Below are 23,098 nucleotides of genomic sequence, written 5' to 3'. Positions count from 1 at the left end.
CATCAACACGCCGCCTGTGAACGCGGCGATTTTCGTTTTTAGCCTTTCAAAGTGGCGGTTTTAAGCCATTTTGCCGATTCGATGCGGAGTTGAGTTTTTTATGCAAATCATGGTTCGCGACAATAATGTTGATCAGGCCCTACGTGCGCTGAAGAAGAAGCTGCAGCGTGAGGGTGTGTATCGCGAAATGAAGCTTCGTCGTCATTTTGAAAAGCCATCGGAAAAGCGCGCGCGTGAAAAGGCTGCTGCCGTACGTCGCGCTCGCAAGATGGAGCGTAAGCAACAGGAACGTGACGGCGCGAAATAGGCGTCCGCACTCTGCAACAAGGAAAGCGCCTTTAACTGGCGCTTTTTTTGTGTCTAGAATCCGCGCCGCATTCTGCTAGTCAGCGCGCAACCCAGCCAATAGGAATTTCTTCATGTCTGTCACCGCCGTTCCCATTCAGCCTCTTAAAAAAGGTTCGCTCACCAAATATTGGGCTGCGATTGCGTTGGTTCTCGCTGCGGGTGGTGGCTTGGCATATTGGGGTACCAGCGACGTGCGGCAGGAATTTGGTGATGTTGTGACAACGCCATCTGGCCTGCGCTACAAAATCATGGAAGCTGGCGAAGGCCCCAACCCTACGGACAATGATGTGGTCCTTGTAAGTTATAAGGGTATGCTTAAGGACGGCACCGTTTTTGACCAAAACCCACAAGCTGGTTTTCCTGTAACGGGCGTCGTTCCCGGCTTTTCCGAAGGCCTGAAGATCATGCAGCGCGGCGGCAAATATCGCCTGTGGATTCCAGCTGAGCTTGGTTATGGGCCAGAGGATCAGCGCAACCCGCAAACAGGCGAAGTTGCCATTCCGGGCGGAAGCGAACTGACATTCGATGTCGAGCTGCTTGAGTTCAAGTCGCGCGCGGAAATAGAAGCAATGCAAAGGCAGATGCAGGAGATGCAGCAACAACAAGGCGGCGCTGGCGGCCAAGGCGGCGGCGCGGCGCAGGGCCTGCCACCCGAAATTCAGGCGCAAATCGACGCCCAAATGCGCGGTCAGTAATTGCGGGGTTTAGACCCCCTGCAACAAACCTTCATCCTTGATGCGTTTTTGCCAATACGCGGGCGCGAGTTGGTGGACATTGTTGCTGTCGCTATCGACCGCAACGGTTACGGGAAAGTCCTGCACTTCAAACTCGTAAATGGCTTCCATGCCTAAATCTGCAAAGCCGACGACTGTGCTGCCCTTAATGGCCCGGGCGACGAGGTAGGCGGCGCCGCCAACGGCCATGAGATAAGCGCTCTTATGCTTGGCGATGGCCTGCGTTGCCGCCGGGCCGCGTTCGGCCTTGCCGACGCAAGCGAGCAGGCCTTGCTCAAGCATCATGTCCATGAACTTGTCCATTCGGGTCGCGGTAGTCGGCCCTGCTGGTCCGACGATCTCTTCGCCAACCGGATCAACAGGCCCGACATAATAGATCATCCGCCCCTTGAAGCTGACGGGCAATTCCTCACCCTTGGCCAGCATATCGGCAATGCGCTTATGGGCGGCGTCGCGGCCAGTCAGCATCTTGCCGTTGAGAAGTAAGCGGTCGCCCTGTTTCCAGCCGGCCACAATGTCAGGCGTCAACATATCGAGGTCGACGCGAATCGCCGCAGCGTCGGGTTTCCAATCCACCTTGGGCCATTCGTCCAACTTTGGCGCTTCAAGATAGGCAGGGCCAGCCCCATCCAGCGTGAAATGGGCGTGGCGCGTGGCAGCGCAATTAGGGATCATTGCCACGGGCTTGCCAGCGGCATGACAGGGCGCATCCATGATCTTCACATCCAGAATGGTGGAAAGTCCGCCAAGCCCCTGCGCGCCAATGCCAAGCGCATTGACCTTGTCAAAAATCTCGATGCGCATGGCTTCAATATCGTTGCGCGGCCCGCGTGCCTTCAATGGTCCCATGTCGATGGGCTCCATCAACGCTTGTTTGGCCAACAACACGCAATGTTCCGCCGTGCCGCCAATGCCAATGCCCAACATGCCGGGCGGGCACCAGCCTGCGCCCATTTGCGGCAGCATCTCCACGACCCAATCGACGATATTGTCCGACGGGTTCATCATCTTGAACTTCGACTTATTCTCGCTGCCACCGCCCTTGGCGGCAACATCGACGGACACTTTAGAGCCAGGCACGAGGTCGACATGTAGGACGCACGGCGTATTGTCCTTGGTATTGCGCCGCGTGAATGCTGGGTCTGCAAGCACCGACGCGCGCAGCTTGTTTTCAGGGTGCAAATAGGCGCGGCGGACGCCTTCGTCGATCACGTCCTGCAAGGGTGTGGAAGTGTCTTCCAACCGGCAATCCATACCCCATTTGACGAAGACGTTAACAATACCCGTATCTTGGCAAATCGGGCGATGCCCCTCTGCGCACATGCGGCTATTGGTTAGGATCTGCGCAATGGCGTCCTTGGCAGCAGGCGATTGCTCCGCCGCATAGGCGTCGCCCAAGGCCCGGATATAATCCATCGGGTGAAAGTAGCTGATATATTGCAACGCGTCGGCCACGCTTTCGATCAAGTCGGCATTGCGGATGATTACAGTCATATCGGCCCCTACGCTTTAAGTATGCCCTGCCCCTTAACGGGCTGGAGCGCCTATTCAAGCGTCATTGCAAATCCTAGTTTGCAAGCACAGCCAGAACGCCGAATATGCGACCCCCAACCGGTACATTCACTTTGGCATATAAAAAATAGGCATTGCTCCATTTTGCATCTTGCGCTCTGAATTTCACTTAGGAGATCCGCGCGTCGCGCGCTGTTAACACGCGCCAAGGTGCGACGAATGGAATCAGATTAGCGACGAATTGAGATCAGAATTTTACATTTATCCCTTGCGTCTGAAGATGAATAAGGCACTATAGGTAGCGGTTGGCCACAGGGGGCATTACCACAAATTGTGCTTTATGCTTCAGCAGACGAATGTGTCGGCGGGGACTTTTTTTCCGTCGATAAGCTGGGGACAAGTCAAAATACTCCCCCTGACAAGGTCAAAAAATGCTAACAGGGAGTTTCGCGCCCTGAGTCGAACAAGATGGGAACATGGGTTCCCGCAAAGATACAGCTGGTCGCTGGATGTCGCAAAACCGACAACCAGTTTCGGGGCGCCGCAATGAATGGAGCTACAGGTTAAAATGGATTTCAGGGATACAGGCCAAGGGGCGGACGACATGACCGCAGGAATGATGACAGATATGCTTGAAAAAGTAGCTGAAGCGGCAAAGGCGGAGATCGTTGAAGCCAAGGCACCTGCGTCGAGCAAGTCCGTTGATGTGCGTCGTTTCAATGTCGTCACTGATTCCGCACGCGATGCCTTGTTGACCGAATTCGGCAAGGATACGTTGCGGGACCGTTATCTGTTGCCCGATGAAAACTATCAGGACCTTTTCGCACGTGTTGCGTCGGCTTATGCCGATGATGAGGCGCATGCGCAGCGTCTTTACGACTATATCTCGCGCCTGTGGTTCATGCCGGCAACGCCCGTATTGTCCAATGGCGGCACGGGCCGTGGCCTGCCGATCAGCTGCTATTTGAACAGCGTAGATGACAGCCTTGAAGGCATCGTCAACACCTGGAACGAAAATGTCTGGCTGGCGTCGCGCGGCGGCGGCATTGGCACCTATTGGGGCAATGTCCGTGGCATTGGCGAGCCTGTTGGCCTGAATGGCAAGACCAGCGGCATTATTCCGTTTGTCCGCGTCATGGACAGCCTGACACTTGCGATTTCGCAAGGTTCGCTGCGTCGCGGATCGGCGGCGTGCTATCTGGATGTTAGCCACCCCGAAATCGAAGAGTTCCTCGAAATCCGCAAACCATCGGGCGACTTCAACCGTAAGGCGTTGAACCTGCACCATGGCGTGTTGCTGTCCGACGAATTTATGGAAGCCGTCCGCGCTGGCGAAGAATTCCACCTGCGCAGCCCCAAAACAGGTGAAGTCCGCAGCACCGTCGATGCCCGTTCCTTGTTCCAGAAACTCGTCGAAACCCGCCTTGCAACCGGCGAGCCTTATATCATCTTCAGCGACACCGTGAACAACGCAATGCCCAAGCATCACCGAGATTTGGGCCTGAAGGTCTCGACATCGAACCTATGTTCGGAAATCACTTTGCCAACGGGCCGCGACCATTTGGGCAATGACCGGACGGCAGTTTGCTGCCTGTCATCGCTGAACCTTGAAAAATGGGACGAATGGAACGGCGATAAGGTCTTCATCGAAGACGTGATGCGCATGCTCGACAATGTGCTTCAGGATTTCATTGATCGTGCGCCTCCCGAAATGTCGCGGGCGAAATATTCGGCGGGTCGCGAACGGTCGATCGGCCTTGGCGTCATGGGCTATCACAGCTTCCTACAATCACGCGGCGTTGGCTTTGAAAGCGCGCTTGCCAAATCATGGAACATGAAGTTCTTCAAACATGTCCGTGCGCAAGTGGATGAGGCATCGATGATGCTCGCCAACGAACGTGGTGCCTGCCCCGACGCCGAAGAAATGGGCGTGATGGAACGCTTCTCCTGCAAGATGGCGATTGCGCCGACCGCATCGATTTCTATCATCTGCGGCGGCACCAGCGCGTGTATTGAGCCAATTCCGGCCAATATCTACACGCACAAGACCTTGTCGGGCAGCTTCATCGTCAAGAACCCCTATCTCGAAAAGCTGTTGCAGGAAAAGTCGAAGGATTCGACCAACGTCTGGAACAGCATATTGGAAAAGGGCGGTTCGGTTCAGCATCTCGACTTCCTCACGCCAGAGGAAAAGGATACGTTCAAAACCAGCTTCGAAATTGACCAGCGTTGGTTGATTGAACTGGCTGCGGACCGCACGCCTTATATCGACCAGGCAACGTCGCTGAACCTCTATATCCCTGCCGATGTGGAAAAATGGGACCTTCTCATGCTCCACTTCCGTGCGTGGGAATTGGGCGTGAAGTCGCTATATTATCTGCGTTCAAAATCAATCCAGCGCGCCGGTTTTGCCGGCGGTGTTGAAGCGGACAATACCGCCGAAGCGCCCGTTATCGAGCTTGCGGCGCAAACCGATTATGAAGAGTGTTTGGCGTGTCAGTAAGTTATCCTCCTCTCCCCTTGCGGGAGAGGATACGAAGCCTTGGGCGCATAGCGACCTAGGCAAAGTTGGTGAGGGGTTTCTACGTAGCAGCCCCCTCACCCAGCTACGACTAGGCAATGATATTGCCAAGTCTGCGCACCCCTCTCCCGCAAGGGGAGAGGGAACAGAAATGAAGAGATATTGGAGCAACGAAGATGTCATTGTTAGAAGCGCGCAACAGCTACAAGCCCTTTGAATATCCTTGGGCCTATGACTTCTGGAAACGCCAGCAGCAGATCCATTGGTTGCCCGAAGAAGTGCCCTTGGGCGAAGATTGCCGCGATTGGGCGCAGAAATTGTCGGACCATGAACGCAATCTTTTGACGCAGATTTTCCGCTTCTTCACGCAAGCCGATATCGAGGTGCAGAATTGCTACCACGAAAATTACGGCCGCGTGTTCAAGCCGACCGAAGTCAAGATGATGCTCACCGCCTTTTCCAACATGGAAACCGTCCATGTCGCGGCCTACAGCCATTTGCTCGACACCATCGGCATGCCCGAGTCCGAATATTCGGCGTTCCTCGAATATGAAGAAATGGCGGCGAAGGTCGATTATATCCACCAATTCGGCGTCGACAGCGACGAAGACATTGCCCGCACGCTCGCGATGTTCGGCGGCTTTACCGAAGGCCTGCAATTGTTCGCCTCCTTTGCGATGCTGATGAACTTCCCGCGCTTCAACAAGATGAAGGGCATGGGCCAAATCGTATCCTGGTCAGTCCGCGACGAATCCTTACACTGCGAAGGCATTACCAAGCTGTTCCACGCCTTCTGCGCCGAACGCGGCTGCCTCACCAAATCGGTGCGGGAAGACATCATCGATTGCTGTCAAAAGGTCGTCCGTTTGGAAGATAATTTCATCGACCTCGCGTTCGAAATGGGTCCCGTCCCCGGCATGACCGCCAAGGAAATTAAGCGCTACATCCGCTACATCGCCGATTGGCGTTTGGGCCAGCTTGGTTTTCAACCCATCTACATGGTCGAAGACCACCCGCTGCCATGGCTCGCGCCATTGTTGAACGGCGTCGAGCACGCCAACTTCTTCGAAACCCGCGCCACCGAGTACAGCAAGGCGTCGACACGCGGCGATTGGGGCCAAGTATGGAACAGCTTCGACAACCGTAAGAAGAAAGACGTGACCGAGATCATCATCGCCGAAAATGACGGCATGGACATGTTTGAAGCGGCTGGGGTTGCGGCGGAGTAAGCACTCTCCATGATCTGATTTATACGCCATCGCGTTAGACATTCACCCTGCCGCGCTTCTGCAAAGAGGCGCGGCAGTTTTTTGTGCATATTGTATCCGGGCGCGGGGATCAGACATTGGCGCGCCAAGCTGCGGCGTAAAGCATGTTGCAGTCATATCACTGGTAACGTTGTGTAAAACCTCCAAATCGGATTTGACTTCACATTTTTTTACAATATGTTGGCCCCTAGCTCCCGCACGCAGTAATTGGGACAAATTATGGAAAAGCTTCAACAACCGAAAAAGAAGATAATCGGCATTGAGCCTGCGGCCGAAAATGACGGTGTTAACATGTTCGAACAGGCGGGAGTGCCACCAAGTGATTTTATCGAGCGTTTGCTAATACCATGCCACAAGACAAACTTCCCGGTAACTCGGACGACGCGACCTTTGATATAAATAAGAGTCTGACTCATAATTATCGTGTTTAATATCATAGTTTTGCGATTCGTCTAGCGAGGAACTGGACGGAGGCCATGAACAGCCATGCCGTTGCGGAAGCGATGCTGCGCTCGAAGTCTTTGGCAAGGCGCCGGTTGCGGTTTAGCCATGCGAACGTTCGCTCGACGACCCAGCGGCGCGGTAGAACAACAAAGCCATTTGCCCGGTCAGAACGCTTTATGATTTCGATGGTCCAGTCGCCGATCTTGGTCAGCGCGGTTTTGAGCTTGTCACCGGCATAGCCGCCATCGGCAAAGACATGGCGCAGCCAAGGGAAGCTATAACGGATGTCGGAGAGCACGATCGGCGCGCCGTCGCGGTCCTGTATATCGGCGCTGTGAATAATGGCGTGTACCAGAAAGCCGTTCGTATCGGTGATGATATGGCGCTTGCGCCCCTTAACTTTCTTGCCCGCGTCATAGCCGCGTATGCCGCCGCTTTCCGTCGTTTTGACAGACTGGCTGTCAATCACTCCGGCGCTGGGTGAAGCCTCGCTACCCTGCGCCACCCGGGCATCCTGGATCAGATAATGGTTGATCCGTTGCCATGTGCCATCATCGCGCCAAGCGTAAAACCAACGCTGCACCGTCGAGGAAGGTGGAAAGCCCGGCGGCAGCATCCGCCATGGCAGGCCACCGCGTAGCAGATACAGCATCGCTTCTACTATCCGCCGCATCGGCCATTTGCGCGGACGGCCGACAAAGGACGGCAGCGGAAAAAACGGTTCCAGAACCGCCCACTCCTCATCAGTTAAATCACTTGGCAAAGCCAATCCGTTGCGTGCATGATGCGCGCGAGTGGTGTCGGTCCACATCGTTGAAATCCTTCGGGTTGTTGCAAAACCGCTGAATCAATGATGTGGAAAGGCGTCAAGCTAACTCGCTGACACTACTCAACTTAATTTCGGGTCAGACACTAAGCATGAGCCACGATAACAGCGAGAGAAGCCATGACCGATTTCAAAGCCGTGATGCGCCGCATCATCACCGGAGACGATGACGATGGGCAGTCGGTCATCATCCTCGACGGCGGCCCTTCCGCCAGCGCTGGTGATCCGGATGTCGGCGGGCTGTTCGAGATATGGGAAGACATCGCTTCCGGCCCGCTCGACCCAAAGGACCACAGCGACCGCGGGAATAGCACTGCGGTCCTCGGCCCGCGCCCCGGCAATGTTCAGGTCCGCTGGTTCGTCATGCAACCGACCCCGCCCGGTGTGTCCAAACCCGCGCTGGACGCCGCCACCCGCGCAGCCTTTGCCACGGTTGGCGGTGAGGGGCACATTATCGACCAGACGCGCCATTCGGGGATGCACGAGACCCACTCGCTCGACATCATCTGTCTGTTGCAGGGGGAGGTATCGCTAATCCTCGAAGGCAGCGAAACGCGGATAAAGCCCGGCCAGGTTGTCATCCAGCGCGGCACCAACCACGCATGGGAAGCGCATAACGGGCCGGCCCTGCTCCTCGCAGTACTGATCGATCGCCCCCTGCTGCGACGCGACTAGTCAAGCCCCACTTTTCCTTTAGTGAAAAGGGCCATGTAAATTTCGGCTCTACTACGTCGCCGCCCATGTGGTTTGTGAAAGAGACGCTAAGAGCCATTGTGTGGCGCTCATACTTCGCAAAGTTGGGTATTAGCGCGACCGGGAATGTCCGCAATCTTGCCGTATCCGGACCGGTGGCTTTTTGTGACGGACCCTTCAAAACTGCCGGTCCGCTCAAGGGCATCCTTAGGCCACAGACTCATTATGTCTCAACCAGATCCGGATTGATGCGAGTTGGACAGAGGCGAGATAATTATCGTCTCTTTGATCGTATCGCGTGGCAACTGCTCTGAAATGCTTGAGTTTATTAAAGAAGCGCTCGACGAGGTTGCGTTGCTTATAGAGGAAGTGACTAAATGCCGGTTTGATCACGCGTTGCGGCATGGCGCGGATATTGGCCCTGGCACCGCGCGCCTCCATTTCGGCGCGCAACGCATCGGAGTCATAAGCCCGGTCGGCGAGCAGGATATCCCCTTTGCCGACGGTATCGAACATGTCTGCTGCACTGCGACCATCGGCGGCTTGCCCTTCGGTCAGCTTGAGCATGATCGGCATGCCCATCGCATCGACCAGTGCATGTATCTTGGTGGTCAGGCCGCCACGCGAGTGACCCATGCAACGGGATCGCTGGTCTTTTTTTTACCATTGGCTCCATGTTGATGAACCCGGATCGAAGACGAGTCGATCATCTGGATATTGCCTTCGTAAGCCACGGAAACTGCATCCAATATATGCTTCCACACACCGGCTCTGCGCCAGCGGTTGAACCGGTTCACACAGGTCGTATACGGACCGTATCGCGCCGGAATATCCGCCCAAGGCGCGCCAGTGCGTAACCGCCAGAATATCCCGTTCAAAACCCGCCGATCATCAACCCGCTTCACGCCACGCACCTTGGTCGGCAACAAAGGCTGGATCACCAACCACTCGAAATCTGTCAAATCAAACCGTGCCATCAGCTTCTCCCTTCCAGAAAAAGCATTGAATCAGATATCAATCACTTTGGGAATCCAATTTATGAGTATGTGACCTAGGTGTTTAGTCCCGGCATTTGATGGTGTATTATTCAGCCATCAATGGAAGGACTCGCTATGGGACAAATTCTACACGGGAGCGCCCGCACGACAGCGGCGGTCCGTCGAGCAATACAACATAGTCAAGAGAGCCTGATTGTGCTTTCGAAGCGTTACAGCATTAACCCCAAGACGGTAGCCAAATGGAAGCGGCGCACGTCTGTCACCGATCATCCTACTGGCCCCAAGGATGCCAAGTCCACCGTCCTGACTATCGAGGAAGAAGCCATCGTCGTCGCCTTTCGTCGGCACACGCTGCTGCCGCTGGATGATTGCCTCTACGCCTTGCAGGCAACGATCCCGAACCTGACGCGCTCATCTCTGCACCGCTGTTTGCAGCGCCACGGGATCAGCCGATTGCCCGAAGTGACGGGAGACAAGGAACCGAAGAAGAAGTTCAAGACATACCCCATTGGCTACTTCCACATCGACATCGCCGAAGTGCGGACTGCCGAAGGCAAGCTGTACTTGTATGTGGGAATCGACCGCACCAGCAAGTTCGTCTTCGTCCAACTCGTCGCCAAGGCAAATAGGATGACAGCCTCAGCCTTCCTGGTCGCCCTGATCAAAGCCGTGCCCTACAAAATCCACACCGTGCTGACCGACAATGGCATCCAGTTCACCTTCCCGCCGCGATACGCCAAGGGCCCGACTGCGACCTGTATGTCGCACATGTTCGATCTGCGCTGCGATGAGAACGGGATCGAGCACCGGCTTACCAAAATCAAGCATCCCTGGACCAATGGCCAGGTCGAACGGATGAACCGGACAATCAAGGAGGCCACCGTCAAACGCTATCACTATGACAGCCATGCCCAGCTGACTACCCACCTCCAAGACTTCATTGATGCCTACAATTACGGGCGGCGACTGAAAACACTCAAGGGCCTAACACCCTTCGAATACATCTGCAAAATATGGACAAGCGAACCAGAAAGATTTAGCCTAAACCCAACCCATCAAATGCCGGGACTAAACACCTAGAGCGCTCAAAAAAGACCGATTATGGGTGGAGAGCAGACCGTCAGCTTTCAGGTGGCCGAAGCCAAAAGCAGCCGTTTGGTCCAGCTGAGGTCGCGACAGCTTCGCGCCCAAAACCCGACGTTCCGCCACTCAACGAATGCTGCCGAAAGCGGCCTGGAAAAGCACTTTTTCGTTTGGTCTAGCTCTGTAAACCTGGGCTCGACGGAGACTAGCTCGTTACACCCTCTGCGAATGTCTGTTCCATGTGGTAGTTCGATTACCAATGGAGGGCGCTGTAACAATTTTAACATGACGCCCCGTTGGACGATTAGGATTACAGGCTATCCCTTGGTGCGGCCGCTGTGGTGTCGGGCACTAAGCTAATCTCTGACAAAGCTTCTGTTTTCAATTGTTAACATTGTTTTTTTTGCATTTTCTGCCGATATCAAAGATGCCGATCAGGCATCGTGAGCTTCATCTTGACGGGCTGTTTTTCACCCGATGTGGATACTAGCCCAAATCCGGGATGCAAATTGCTAGCCCGGTCGTGACCACACGACACCCGTTCATCATCCTCACATTTTTTAATATTTCTGAAAGCTTTCGACAATGCCGCTCCAACTTTGCCGTAAATCTGTTAAATTAGCGTTGTTGATATTGCTTCTTGCCTTCACGACTCAGGTGGCAATGGCGGCCACAACTGTCAGCGTCGGGTTCGAAAGCGGCTTCGTTGGGGAATATTCAAACAACGCCCACCAGCCGGTTTCCATCAAAACGTTACAAACGCTCGGCATAGATTCGGTTACTATCTCGCAAACCACCGATAATGGAGCGTTCGGTGGCAGCCAAGGCAATGACTATGCAGTCAGCGTCAAAATCCAGTTCTCGAACGGCACAACCTCGACCTTTCCAGCAGCTGTGAATTGGCGCGACACGCAAGGTAGCACGATCCACGGCATCGGCTTGACTGTTGCTTCTGGCGTGAACGACGGAACAACATACACGGCGCGTAACGGTTTCAGTAAAACTTACCTTCTTCAGTTCGTCGGAAGCACTCGCACCTATAGTGACACGGCATCCAATGCCTCATCTAACGTCGTGAGCGGCAATGCTGCGACCAACGGGCTGCTAGAGGCGTTGAATACCTACCGAACTTCCGCCCCTGCGTCCACGACACCGTCCGGGCTGACTTCCACAATCACCGCAGCCACGCCGTCGATTTCTGCTAACGGGACGTCGACCACAAACATTACAGTTCAACTGAAGGACGTCAACGGTAACAACCTGACGACAGGCGGGAACAGTGTCACAGTTGCGACGACTGCTGGAACCTTGTCATCAATCACAGACAACGGAAACGGAACGTACAGTGCGACGCTAACGTCTTCGACAAGCGTGGTGACTGCGACGATCACCGGTACCGTCGAAGGCCTCGCGATTTCGGACGATGCTCAAGTGCAATTTGTCAGCACATCGTCAGTGTCTGGCACATTGGTCCGCGCGAATGGCAGCGCGGTTAGCGGGCGTTCCGTCAATCTGGTAAACGCTTCAAGCCAAGTTGTTTCAACGGCAACGACGAGCGGAAGTGGCGCATATAGCTTCACCGCCGTTGCGCCGGGCACTTATTCAATCCAATTCGAAGGATCGGGCAATTTCAAGGCTAAAGCGAAGTCATCCACAGGCCTCAACCAAGGCAACGTGGTCAGCAGCGTTACGGTAGGGTCAGCAAGCACCATATCCAACGTCGACGCGGTTGTAATTGACCCGGCAGGTGTGATCTACAACAGCACGACTCGTGCGCCCGTTGCCAATGCCGTTGCGTCGCTCTATTTTAATGATGCAAAAGTCAGCAATAGCGCACTCGACACCACACTTGGCGGCGCCAACGACCAGACGACCGGAGCGGATGGCGCTTACTCTTTCATTTTGAATGGCACTGCTTCGTCAGGGACATACGAACTTCGGGTTGTCGCCCCGACCGGTTTTACCGGCACGCCAAGTACGGCAATCGCGCCAAGCGGAACCTACACGCCCAGTCTTGGTGGTGGTTTGGAGTTAATTCAGGCCCAATCGACCGCGCCAACTGGCGCGCAACCAACGACTTATCATCTGTTCTTCGACTTCACCATTGGAGCAAATGCGGCGGGCACGTCTAATGGCGTAATTAACAACCACATTCCGATTGATCCCGTGGTAGCAGCGCCTGTGTTTACGAGCACCAATGCGACTGACGCAGGCAGCAACCCGTCTTACAGCTTTACCTATGACGAGAACCGCGCGAGCGGTGCAGCGCTTGGCACTGTGTCTGCCACAGGTACGGGCACGCTGAGCTACAGCATCACGTCCGGCAACGGCAGCAGCTGGTTCGCTATCGATGCAGCTACCGGCGCGATCACGCTAACCGCGGCGGGCAGCACGTCGCTTGCCAACGACTTTGAGACGCAAGCCAACATCCAGACGTTGACCGTTCAGGTGTCTGACGGCACGCGCACCACGACCATCGAGGTCAAGCTCAACGAGACCAATGTTGATGATACGCCGCCCGTCATCACTGGCCCCGGCGGTGTTACAGGTGCCACGACATCTGCCATCTCGGTCAACGAGAACCAGACCGCAGTGACCACCCCGACCGCAGACGAAACTGTAACCTGGAGCCTTGTCGGCGGTGAGGATGTGGCCAAGTTCGCTATCGATTCGACCACAGGCGCGTTTAGCTTTGTTGCAGCACCTGATTATGAAACACCGACCGACGGCACGACCTCTGGCAGCAACACCTATATCGTTCAGGTGAAGGCGCTGGATGCGGCGGGGAACTTCTCGCTGCAGACTATTACGGTTACCGTGCTTGAAGTCATTGACACTGGTCCTGTTATCACGGGTCCAAGCGGCGGGGCGGGTGCGGCGGCTTCGGCGATCTCGGTTAATGAGAACCAGACCGCAGTGACGCAGCTAGCAGCTGATGAGACGGTGACCTGGTCGATCACGGGTGGTTTGGATGTTTCTAAGTTTGCGATTGCGGCCGATGGCACAATTACATTTGTAGCGGCTCCCAACTTTGAAAGCCCAACGGACACTGACAGGAACAACACTTATGTTCTAACCGTGACTGCACTGGATACGACGGGTAACACTTCGCTTCAGACCGTCACGGTCACGGTGCTTGATGTGAACGACGGTGGCCCTGCGTTTACTGGTACCAATGCGACGGGTGCAAGCAATGCGCCTGCGTATAGCTTTGCCTATGCGGAGAACGCTGCGGTTGGTGCAACGCTTGGTACGGTTGCTGCGACCGATCTTGATGGCACTGCGGTGACGTTCAGCATTACCGCTGGCAACGCTGATGGCTGGTTCGCAATCAATCCGAGCACTGGTGTGATTACGTTGACCAGTGCTGGCGCGGCATCGCTTGCGAACGACTTTGAAGCGACGCCTAACCTGCAGACCTTAACGGTGTCTGCGACTGACGGTACGGCGGCGACCAACATTGAGGTACGGTTAAACGAGACCAATGTAGACGATATCGCCCCGGCAATTACTGGTCCAAGCGGCACATCCGGTTCAGCAGTCGATTCGCTTTCAGTGAACGAGGGGCAGACGACAGTGGTTCGCCTCACTGCGGGCAAAGCCGTCACGTGGACGATCACAAGTGGTAATGATCGCGGTAAGTTTCAAATTGCGGCTGACGGCACAATTACATTTGTAGCGGCCCCCGACTTTGAAAGCCCAACGGACACAGACACGAACAACACTTATGTTTTGACCGTAAATGCAACAGATGCCGCGGGTAATCGCAGCACCCAGACCATTACTGTGACCGTACTTAACATCGATGATACTGCTCCTGCTATCACTGGTCCAAGCGGTGGCCCAGGTGCGGCAGCCTCTGCTCTCACGATCACGGAAGGGTTGACGGCTGTAACCCGCTTTACGGCAAACGAATCCGTGACTTGGTCCATTGACAGTGGGGTAGACGCAGCAAAGTTCAGAATTGACGCTGCAACAGGAACAATAGTTTTAGCCGTTGCAACGGATTTCGAGAACCCAACCGACAGTGATCGAAACAACACCTATGTTGTTCGGATCAAGGCAGTCGATGCAGCTGGTAACGTAAGCTTTCAGACATTGACCGTGACGATCACCAACGTTGACGAGATTGCACGTAAGTTGGGGGAAATTGGTGACAAGCTACGCGGCAGCCTGAGGAATTACGCAGCACATGGCCTAAGTGACATGTTGGCGTTCAATGAGTCCTTGATGGCGAGCAATGATGATTTCTGCGCAGACCCAAAGACGCAAAAGGCCCTTTCAGGATCTGCACGCGCTAATGAAAACGGTGCAAATCTAGATTTGAAATACGCTCAAAGACTTTCGGAATGCAGCCGCCCTCATCAGCTGTTTGCTGACGCTGGCCTAAGCTCTTCTCGTATGGGCGGAAATTGGAACTCGCGCATTTTTGGTGCGCTGCGCTTCGAAACAAAAGTCAACGATGAAATCACTCTTGGCCTTGCAGCTCTTGTGTCTCGCTCAAGTGATGAGTTGACTGGCTTCGACAGCAGCTCAATCTCAGACAAGAGCCTGCAGGTAAACGCCTATGGGCGCTACAGAATTAGCGACACCCTAAAAACCGGAGCATTTATTGGCTTTGGTCACACATCGTATGATTTTGCTTTGACCGAAAGTGATGGATTTGACCTCAACGGTTCTATGACTGGTAAACGTCAGGTCTATGGCTGGATGCTAAGCGGTGATTTCAACCTAGGTGAAACGGTTGTCACGACAGATGCCATTATTTCGCATGCACGTGAGAAGATTGGATCTGCCATTTTGGCTGCTCGCTATCTTGGCGAAGACCGCTCTGGTATAGCGTTTGCATTAGGCACCGTTGATGTTACGCGCATAAGCATCCCAGTCACTGCGCCTTTAAGCCTTAGCGGGTCGCCTGATTACGGTTCCTGGTCACGCTTGCTGCTTAGCCCCGGTCTGCTGTGCGAAGACAACGACGTGCAAAGTTCGGGTCTACGTTGCGGTTATCAACTTGGCGCCAAGTTCGTATCAAATGATGGCGTACGCGGACGATTTTACGCTGACTATAATTGGGAAAGCGTAGCAGGCATGCGTCGTTCACTGATTGGGGTCGGCTATGCCTATCGCATTGGTGAAAACAACAATCTTGAGCTTGCTGTTGAAGCAAATCGGGGTCTCACTGCGATGACGGGAAAAGATAACCGCGCCATGCTGTCAATCAGGTTGGCACAGTAATTTGGATTTCTTGTGGCTTGTCGATGGCGTTTGACGCTTTTGGCAAGCCGCAGTTTATAGCTTACGCACTAGCAGCGTTGTTTGAGAATAGCTTTTCTGGTCAGTAGATTGTGATTACTAGAACCATATGCGTGCTCAGATGTATTTGGTCACATTAATGTCCTCTTTCCCTACATTCGTATCCTTAAGCGGCCTGACCGCTCCCGGCTCACTCCCGCCCGTTCCGATTACTTAGACAAATGTCCGCTTTTGGGATGTGGCTTAGCCGTCATGAATGTCTGGGATGTTGTCGTGTTTTGACCGTCCGCCATTGCAAGCAAGGTTGCGGTAAGCGGACATTAGTCGCTTGATTTGGTACGTCCAGCGCGCGCGGGTGATGCTAAGTTAAAATCAATTCATATCCTTGCAAATCGGAACTCTTTTGTCTATTTTACACGAATGTTGAGTCGTGAAATCTTTCCGTTGCTGGTTAAACGGCTTGGGCAGTTTGATAGCGTGGCGATGCTTGGGCCGCGTCAGGTTGGCAAAACCACACTTGCTCGTCAAATCGCTGATACCGCTGGGGATAGGGCAAAATATCTTGACCTCGAACGCCCGGCAGACCGTCGGCTGCTAGATGACCCTGATGCCTATTTCGCTGCCCATGCCCAACATCTAATCGTTTTGGACGAAATTCAGCGCGCCCCTGAGATATTCCGCGTGCTGCGCGGACAGATCGACGAACGTCGGCGAATGGGTGGTGCAGGTGGGAAGTTTCTGATTCTTGGGTCGGCTTCAATGGACCTCCTGCGGCAGTCGTCGGAAAGCCTTGCTGGTCGAATTAGCTACCTTGAGTTGGGACCGCTGAATGCGCGCGAAGTGGACCGCGAGGATGAAGCGTCGCTTGACCGACTGTGGCTGCAGGGCGGTTTTCCCCCGAGCTATGTTCGCGATGATGGGGAGGAAAGCCTGCAATGGCGCCGCGATTTTATACAGACATATCTTGAGCGCGACCTTCCCCAATTCGGTTTCAATGTGGACAGCGAGCAGATTGATAGGTTCTGGCGAATGCTTGCCAATGACCAAGGTGAACTCTTCAACGCGGAACGATACGCACGATCCTTAGGCGTCAGCGGCCATACGGTGACGCGGTATCTCGACATGCTGGAAAAACTGCTACTAATTCGCGTCTTACGACCGTGGTCCGTTAACAGCGGCAAACGGCTTGTCAAATCACCCCGGCCATTTGTGCGCGACAGCGGGCTACTGCACGCACTACTGGACCTTCGAAATACCGACGATATTCGCCGCCACTCCGTTGCTGGAAAAAGCTGGGAAGGCTTTGTCATCGAAAATTTGGTCGGCGCGTCACTTGGCAGGGCCAAACCATATTTCTACCGTTCCAGCGGCGGAGCTGAAGCCGACCTGGTGCTTGAATTTGCGCCAGGAAAATGCTGGGCAATTGAAATCAAACTTTCCAGTGCACCAACCATTGACCGGGGCTTTCACAACGCGGCCGACGATTTGGGAGCAGAGCGCCGATTGCTCGTTTACAAGGGAAGCGAGCGTTTCCCGATGCGCGGCGGTGTGGAGGCGATGCCACTGACCGTGGCAATGGACGAAATCAGTTCAGCGGTGCAGGCATGATGGAGGTGTGGGACTGTATTCCGCGTACCCTTAGCTGGGTCGATGCAGCGCTCAAAACTCAGACAGTGCGTGATCAAGAGATATTCTCGCGATTTTCGGAGCCAGTCGTCATTCTTGGCGACCCGGGTATCGGCAAAACTTGGTTGATGGAAGAGTTCGGCAAAGCGGACGGCCTCCAATTCGTCGGCGCCACCAGCCTGCTGCGACAGCCGGACGGCAGCGATTTCGGGGGCCAGCGCCTAATGATCGATTGCCTCGACGAAGTTGCCTCTATTCCCCGTCGTAAGAATATTTGGCACTGAAAACTGCCTGTCAGGATACGGCCCAGTTTCAGCCACGCGATTTGCTGGCGAAACTGGCCCCCCGAAATTTACGAGGGACCAGACATTCATATTTCCGCTCGTTCAGCCAATGTGAGAGCGTCGTCGATGTCGACTCCAAGATAACGGATCGTATTCTCTATTTTTCTATGCCCCAACAATATTTGCACAGCACGCAAGTTGCCAGTCGCTTTGCAAATTAACGAAGCCTTCGTCCGACGCAGTGAATGCGTACCGAATTCTCTCGTGTTCAGTCCGACCGCAGACACCCATTCGTCGACAAGACGAGCGTATTGCCGAGTGCTGTGGTGCCCGGCGCGGTTAACACGACTTGGAAAAACAAAGTCGTCTACGGACCCGCCGCGCCTTTCAAGCCAAGCAAGAAGGCTCTTGCGGCAATCTGCCATCAATTCAAATTGCACGGGTCGCCTGGTCTTTTGTTGAACGACAGTTGCGCGGTTTCGGATACTGCCACCACTCACAACATTACCAATCTTTAATTTCATGACGTCGCAACCTCGCAACTTACTGTCGATCGCTAGATCGAAAAGCGCTCGATCGCGCATTCGTCGATGCTCATCCAGAAAGAAACGAATTGCTCATACGTCGCGTGGTTTAAGTGGCAGCTTGGCACCAACCAAACTTCCAGCATTCCAAGGTCTACGCTCATGCGCACCAGGATCGAGATTAGAAATACCCATAACACTTCTCCTTTGGCCGGAATGGCCGCGAGAAGAATACACTTGTTAATGAAGGGCAGCGTTTGGGTCGGTAGCGGACTGTCCGTTTTTAGGCATTACTGCGCTTAACGCAGATGCCGCAAGTATAGTAATGCTAGGAAATTAACGTACATCTTGGTCTGAGCCCTTAGATTTCCTCCAGATTTGAGTAGAGTCCGATCCAGTATGGAGTCGGACGAATGAAGCGAAGTAGATTCACCGAAGAGCAGATCATTGCGATATTGAAGGAGCAAGAGGCGGGGATGGTGACGGCCGAAGTTTGTCGGCGTCACGGGATCAGCCCAGCGACGTTTTACAAGTGGAAGGGCAAGTTTGGTGGGTTAGAGGTTTCTGATGCCCGTAAGCTTCGTCAACTCGAAGAAGAGAACGCGCGACTGAAGCGGCTTTTGGCGGACACGATGCTTGATAATGCGATGCTCAAGGAGATTGGAGCAAAAAAGTGGTGACGCCTGCCGCCAAGCGGCAGGCGGTCTTGCATCTTCAGACGGTCTTTGATGTCAGTCAGCGGCGTGCGTGCGATGCGCTTGGTGTCGACCGGACGATGGAATACGATCCACTGGCAAGAGCGGTCGCACCATTATGCGCAGTAAGCTGATATGGATGATCAAACCCAATCGCGACAAAGGCGAACGACGGCGCAAAACAAAAGGCTAAGCCTGCTCAGAGGGTGCGCAAAATAGTCTATTCAGGCGTTTGTCAGAAATCCCGAGCGGGAATATTATTATGCCTGTAGTCGTAAAGGCCGTATTTATTCCTGGTCGGTAATAATTACCTTGCAATTGACCGCCAACCTCAATAATGTCCCGATCGGTAATATGGATAGTAAGGCACTCGGACTGATCGTTCTGCGCGAACGCAAAGCGCAAAAGCTGCGGCAGGCGGAGCTTGCTGCGGCAGCTGGGGTTGGAATCCGCTTCATCGTCGATCTCGAAGCGGGCAAGCCCACGCTCCAGCTTGAAAAGGTACTGCATGTTCTGGCGACGCTTGGTTGCGTTGTGACCATCGTGCCACCTGCGGGTGACCTATGACCAACCGCCTGTCTGTCTGGTGGGAGGGCCGTATTTCCGGCTGCCTCTATCTTGGCCCAGATGGTGAAACGCTGTTTGCTTATGATACCGCGTGGCTGGCCGATCCTAAAGCACCGGCCTTGTCCTGCTCGCTTCCCAAGCAAGCCGAACCTTTCAAACGCAGCGCGGTCCAAGCCTTTTTTGGCGGCATATTGCCAGAGGAAGGCCAGCGCACCGCGATTGCGCGTGCGCTCGGCGTGTCTGCTGACAATGAATTTCGGCTGCTCGAATATCTCGGAGGCGAAGTCGCGGGCGCACTGACTTTATTGCCCGAAGGGGAAACGCCCGCGTCACCAAGCGAAGCCGCGCCAAAATTGCTTGATGACGATGCGCTCGTGCAATTGCTCGATCATCTCCCGCTCCGCCCAATGCTGGCAGGCGAAGATGGATTGCGGCTCTCGCTGGCGGGCGCGCAATCCAAACTGCCAGTGCTCCTGATAGACGGGCAGATCGCGCTCCCTGCGCCGGGGCAACCGACAAGCCATATCCTTAAACCGCCCATATCGCGGTTTGAAGGCACCACTGAGAATGAATATTTCTGTATGTCACTGGCAAGCGCCATTGGAATGGATGTTGCGCCCGTTGAGATGCGCAGCGTTGCGGACCGGTCTTTCCTGCTCGTCACTCGCTATGACCGTGCAGTTGGTACAGACAGAAGCGTTACCCGCCTCCATCAGGAAGACTTTGCGCAAGCCCTTGGTGTGCCTTCGCACCGCAAATATGCCAGCGAAGGCGGGCCCATCTTCCCAGACTGTTTCGCGCTGCTGCGCCGCGCAGCAACGCGCCCCGCGCGCGAAATTCTGAAGCTTCTCGATGCTGCGATCTTCAATCTGATTATTGGCAATGCCGATGCTCATGCCAAGAATTTCAGCTTGCTGCATAGCGGCGGTAGCGGCGGCGGTGCGATCACCCTCGCGCCGCTTTATGATCTGCTATCGACGGTCATCTATCCCAATCTGCATGTGAAGCTGGCAATGAAGATCGGCGGTAAAGCCGTGCTTGAAGACATCGAGCCGCGCCACTGGGAACGGTTTGCCGCCGATGCCCAACTCGGCGCGCCATATGTGCGAACGCGGGTCGGGCAATTGTGCAGCGCCGTCATTGCCGCAATTGATGGCGGATTTGCGAGGGCGTTATCGCCCGATGCTGACTTTTCGACAGTCGAAGCAATAGTCCGTGAACGGGCTATGAGGCTCAGAGACAAGGCTTGACTGAGGGCAGGCGCTAACGCGCCCGCGCTTGCTTAAAATTTCAGTATGCTTCATCATCTCTTGGGTCTCCTTGTGTGCGTGCTTAACTCTCGAGCGACCGGCGCAAAAGCGTTTCAAGTCCAATGATTATACCGCTGCAGACGATCTGATGGCCCTGCCATTGCCCACGCCAAAAGGGCTGCTCGCCGATAAAGGCTATGATGGCGATAGGTTCCGCGAGAACCTCTTGATGCGCGGCATCCTATCAGTCATCCCGCCACGATCAAACCGCAAAATCCCCGAACACCCCGAATATCGGTGCTATAACGACCGCAGCCGCGTCGAGCGCATGCTAGCCAAACTCAAACAACATCGCCTCAAACAACATCGCCGCATCGCTAACTGCTAAGACAAAGCAATACTCTCGTTTGAAAGCTTCCTCAAATTCGCCGCCGCAAGACTACGGCTCAAGTGTTTTGCGGTGGTTGGTAGCTATAGTCTTAATACATTATTTTACATTAATGATGGAATATTTTACATTTACTATTAACTTTGCAAGTTGACCTTTTTAAAAAGTTATCTATCAAATTAAGAAATTAGGCATAGAAAATTATGACATTCTCTATGCTATTTTTTAAATGTGTTAAAAAAATAAATGATAAATTGATTAAAGATACGCCTTTATCATTTTAGCGTCGTTTTTTCTGTTTTTTGAATGGATAAGAAAGAAGCTATGTTGTGACAGAATCGCAATGCACAATAATTTTATCAATCTGTGACTGAAAAACGGCTCCTGCGCAATGCTCCGGCGGCACCATCTCCGGCTTGGGCTGGAATGTTTGGCAATATTGGTAGGTTGGCACCAGTGGAGCCGGTCCCCAGCGATGATATGTTCTGTGCCTTTCTTTCTAAAGCGGATTTGGATCCGGGATCCGATAGCTTTGATCTTACGTTCGAAATGGTCCCGGTCCAATGGATGATTCCAGCGATTGTTGCGCCAACCATATCGATTAACAGCCCAGCGCCGAACAGTCCGGCGCTCATCTATCATATCAGAGGTGCCGATGCGTCAATGGTCGTCACGATGTTGGGTGTGAAAAACACCGACTATGTTGCCGAAGGATCCTGGTACTTGCTTAAGCTTGGCCGGGGGAAGACCGGCAAAGTCTATGGCGACCTCTATGATCCCGATATCGATATGTCCGGAAAAGCGCCGCCCAATGGCTGATCCGGTCACCTTCGTCCCTGATTTAGAAAGGCGCTGCGATGTCCGGCAAGACATATGATCATGGTAATTACAGCATAGAGTCCGCGGAAATCTATGCACTTCCCCAGATGATCGGTGGGGCCTTAGGCCTGGTTCCAGCGGGTGGTACGACTGGCGAAGCGGTGGACGCGACTGCGCCGAAGCCTTTTGCAATGGCGGCAACCTCGGCAGTTGCGGCCCGCCTTCGTCGTATCAACAATGTTAAGAGAGCCAGTGCTCGCTTTCGTGCCGGGAAAACATTGGCGCGCCAGCCTGCGGGAAGGCGGGAGCCTAAAGCGGTGCCAAAGATTGCGGTTGTGCCGCCGCCGGCTTCGCCACCGCCACCGCCACCGCCGCCGCCACCGATTATCGCGGCCATTGCGGTGAATGATATCGGCATCGGCAATTGCAACATGCTGATCGATACGGTCGGGGAACCGGTGGTTTATTATGATTGCGGCTATCCTCTGTGGTTCTTTGTCAGCAGTGCGCCGGCCAATATCCGCGTCGGCACCCCTGCTTATCAGGGACCGATCCTTCAAAATGCCAACAATAACCTTCGAATTATACTGTCGCATTGGGATTGGGATCATTATCGCTATGCCGCGATCACCGGGCTGATCCATCTACCCATCTATGCGCCAACGCAGCCAATGGGACCAGCGACGACCAATTTCGCCAAAGCACTCCGCAATCTTGTTTTGCATCAACCGAACATTTCGATGGTGTCGGGTGCAGCCTATGACATTTATCTATGTATGCCGCCTGCGGGCATGCCGCCTGCGGCTTTGCTGAACAATAGCGGCTTGGCGTTGCGCGTGCCATCATTGTTGCCCATTGCAGACGCAAATCCGCATGATGTGATTCTGACCGGCGATGCGAATTATGCGACGATGCCGGTTGCTGCCTTTAACAATGTCAACGGTGTTGTTGCTGTGCATCATGGATCGAACGCGCATGGCGCGGGAACGCCGCCGCCCAGACCAGCGGCGACGCCGCCTGGTGCCAACGTTTATTCCTATGGCATCACCGCCGCGATGAATCGTCCCTATAATTTCCCGGTCCAGGCGGCCGTGAATGCTTATGGAAATGCAGGATGGGCGAGAATGGCAGCAACGCCCGAGGCGCCTATCCTGGGCGCGCCCACTGTGATCCATCGCGGCAATATCCGAATCGGTAATCACATTGCGCTGCCCGCAGCCTATCGAAATACAGCCTTTTGGCCGTTTATCCGCGTTATTTCTTAA

At 54.3% G+C, this 23,098-nt stretch carries 17 protein-coding genes and 2 pseudogenes; 15 read left to right on the top strand and 4 right to left on the bottom strand.

The window, feature by feature from the left end:
- Positions 1-100 precede the first annotated feature (100 nt).
- Positions 101-307 carry a 30S ribosomal protein S21 gene (gene rpsU, locus HEQ34_RS01710; RefSeq protein WP_125231027.1) on the top strand — a complete coding sequence of 69 codons (207 nt, stop codon included), beginning with the start codon at positions 101-103 and terminating at the stop codon, positions 305-307.
- Between the two features lie 112 nt (positions 308-419).
- A complete protein-coding gene (locus HEQ34_RS01705) occupies positions 420-1,043 on the top strand; it encodes an FKBP-type peptidyl-prolyl cis-trans isomerase (RefSeq protein WP_296196502.1) in 624 nt (207 codons plus the stop codon).
- 9 nt (positions 1,044-1,052) lie between these two features.
- Here the strand turns inward: HEQ34_RS01705 and HEQ34_RS01700 are convergent, their stop codons facing one another.
- Positions 1,053-2,576, bottom strand: coding sequence for a fumarate hydratase (locus HEQ34_RS01700; RefSeq protein WP_296196501.1), 1,524 nt, complete (start codon positions 2,574-2,576; stop codon positions 1,053-1,055).
- Between the two features lie 586 nt (positions 2,577-3,162).
- On the opposite strand from HEQ34_RS01700, the gene HEQ34_RS01695 reads away from it, so the two are divergent.
- Together HEQ34_RS01695 and HEQ34_RS01690 are read left to right on the top strand one after the other, a co-directional pair.
- Positions 3,163-5,097, top strand: a complete 1,935-nt coding sequence (locus HEQ34_RS01695; RefSeq protein ID WP_296196499.1) for a ribonucleoside-diphosphate reductase subunit alpha — start codon at positions 3,163-3,165, stop codon at positions 5,095-5,097.
- Between the two features lie 194 nt (positions 5,098-5,291).
- Entirely contained in the window at positions 5,292-6,344 is a 1,053-nt protein-coding gene (locus HEQ34_RS01690) for a ribonucleotide-diphosphate reductase subunit beta (protein ID WP_296196496.1), read from the top strand.
- Between the two features lie 472 nt (positions 6,345-6,816).
- Here the strand turns inward: HEQ34_RS01690 and HEQ34_RS01685 are convergent, their stop codons facing one another.
- On the bottom strand, positions 6,817-7,638 hold the full coding sequence (locus HEQ34_RS01685) for an IS5 family transposase (protein ID WP_296196494.1): 822 nt from the start codon (positions 7,636-7,638) through the stop codon (positions 6,817-6,819).
- Between the two features lie 135 nt (positions 7,639-7,773).
- Between HEQ34_RS01685 and HEQ34_RS01680 the strand changes: the two genes are divergently transcribed.
- The gene (locus tag HEQ34_RS01680) at positions 7,774-8,328 is read left to right on the top strand and encodes a hypothetical protein (protein WP_296196491.1); all 555 of its coding nucleotides are present in this window, start codon (positions 7,774-7,776) and stop codon (positions 8,326-8,328) included.
- A gap of 225 nt (positions 8,329-8,553) precedes the next feature.
- Here HEQ34_RS01680 and HEQ34_RS01675 read toward each other — a convergent pair.
- Positions 8,554-9,323 (bottom strand): IS5 family transposase gene (locus HEQ34_RS01675; RefSeq protein WP_296195893.1). Its coding sequence is split into 2 segments (ribosomal slippage): positions 8,554-9,006 and positions 9,009-9,323, totalling 768 coding nucleotides; the frame shifts between segments, so codons are not numbered across the junction.
- A gap of 135 nt (positions 9,324-9,458) precedes the next feature.
- Here HEQ34_RS01675 and HEQ34_RS01670 point away from each other — a divergent pair.
- The 4 genes from HEQ34_RS01670 to HEQ34_RS01655 all read left to right on the top strand — a co-directional run bounded on the left by HEQ34_RS01670 (position 9,459) and on the right by HEQ34_RS01655 (position 17,590).
- Entirely contained in the window at positions 9,459-10,424 is a 966-nt protein-coding gene (locus HEQ34_RS01670) for an IS481 family transposase (protein ID WP_296196574.1), read from the top strand.
- A 666-nt stretch (positions 10,425-11,090) separates the two neighbouring features.
- Positions 11,091-15,662, top strand: a complete 4,572-nt coding sequence (locus HEQ34_RS01665) for a cadherin domain-containing protein (protein ID WP_296196488.1) — start codon at positions 11,091-11,093, stop codon at positions 15,660-15,662.
- Positions 15,663-16,100: 438 nt separating this feature from the next.
- Entirely contained in the window at positions 16,101-17,288 is a 1,188-nt protein-coding gene (locus HEQ34_RS01660; RefSeq protein ID WP_296196486.1) for an ATP-binding protein, read from the top strand.
- Positions 17,285-17,590 (top strand): hypothetical protein, encoded by a 306-nt coding sequence (locus HEQ34_RS01655; RefSeq protein ID WP_296196483.1) that lies wholly within the window; start codon positions 17,285-17,287, stop codon positions 17,588-17,590. The genes HEQ34_RS01660 and HEQ34_RS01655 overlap by 4 nt, the downstream gene beginning before the upstream one ends.
- A gap of 86 nt (positions 17,591-17,676) precedes the next feature.
- Here HEQ34_RS01655 and HEQ34_RS01650 read toward each other — a convergent pair.
- Positions 17,677-18,309 (bottom strand): annotated as a pseudogene (locus HEQ34_RS01650) (tyrosine-type recombinase/integrase).
- A gap of 218 nt (positions 18,310-18,527) precedes the next feature.
- Here HEQ34_RS01650 and HEQ34_RS01645 point away from each other — a divergent pair.
- From HEQ34_RS01645 to HEQ34_RS01620, 6 genes and pseudogenes are all read left to right on the top strand, one after another.
- Positions 18,528-18,877 (top strand): annotated as a pseudogene (locus HEQ34_RS01645) (transposase); the annotation flags it as partial.
- Between the two features lie 286 nt (positions 18,878-19,163).
- On the top strand, positions 19,164-19,376 hold the full coding sequence (locus tag HEQ34_RS01640; protein ID WP_296196481.1) for a type II toxin-antitoxin system Y4mF family antitoxin: 213 nt from the start codon (positions 19,164-19,166) through the stop codon (positions 19,374-19,376).
- Entirely contained in the window at positions 19,373-20,626 is a 1,254-nt protein-coding gene (locus HEQ34_RS01635) for a type II toxin-antitoxin system HipA family toxin (protein WP_296196479.1), read from the top strand. Before HEQ34_RS01640 ends, HEQ34_RS01635 begins: the two co-directional genes overlap by 4 nt.
- 28 nt (positions 20,627-20,654) lie before the next feature.
- Positions 20,655-21,014 carry a transposase gene (locus HEQ34_RS01630; protein ID WP_296196476.1) on the top strand — a complete coding sequence of 120 codons (360 nt, stop codon included), beginning with the start codon at positions 20,655-20,657 and terminating at the stop codon, positions 21,012-21,014.
- A 510-nt stretch (positions 21,015-21,524) separates the two neighbouring features.
- Positions 21,525-21,833: a hypothetical protein gene (locus HEQ34_RS01625; protein WP_296196474.1), complete on the top strand. Its 309-nt coding sequence runs from the start codon at positions 21,525-21,527 to the stop codon at positions 21,831-21,833.
- Positions 21,834-21,871: 38 nt separating this feature from the next.
- Positions 21,872-23,098: a hypothetical protein gene (locus HEQ34_RS01620; RefSeq protein WP_296196471.1), complete on the top strand. Its 1,227-nt coding sequence runs from the start codon at positions 21,872-21,874 to the stop codon at positions 23,096-23,098.

The sequence above is a fragment of the Sphingorhabdus sp. genome, assembly GCF_023910635.1.
Taxonomy (GTDB): domain Bacteria; phylum Pseudomonadota; class Alphaproteobacteria; order Sphingomonadales; family Sphingomonadaceae; genus Sphingorhabdus_B.
The sequence above is the reverse complement of the archived record's forward strand: the minus strand, read 5'-3'. Positions and strand labels throughout refer to the sequence as shown.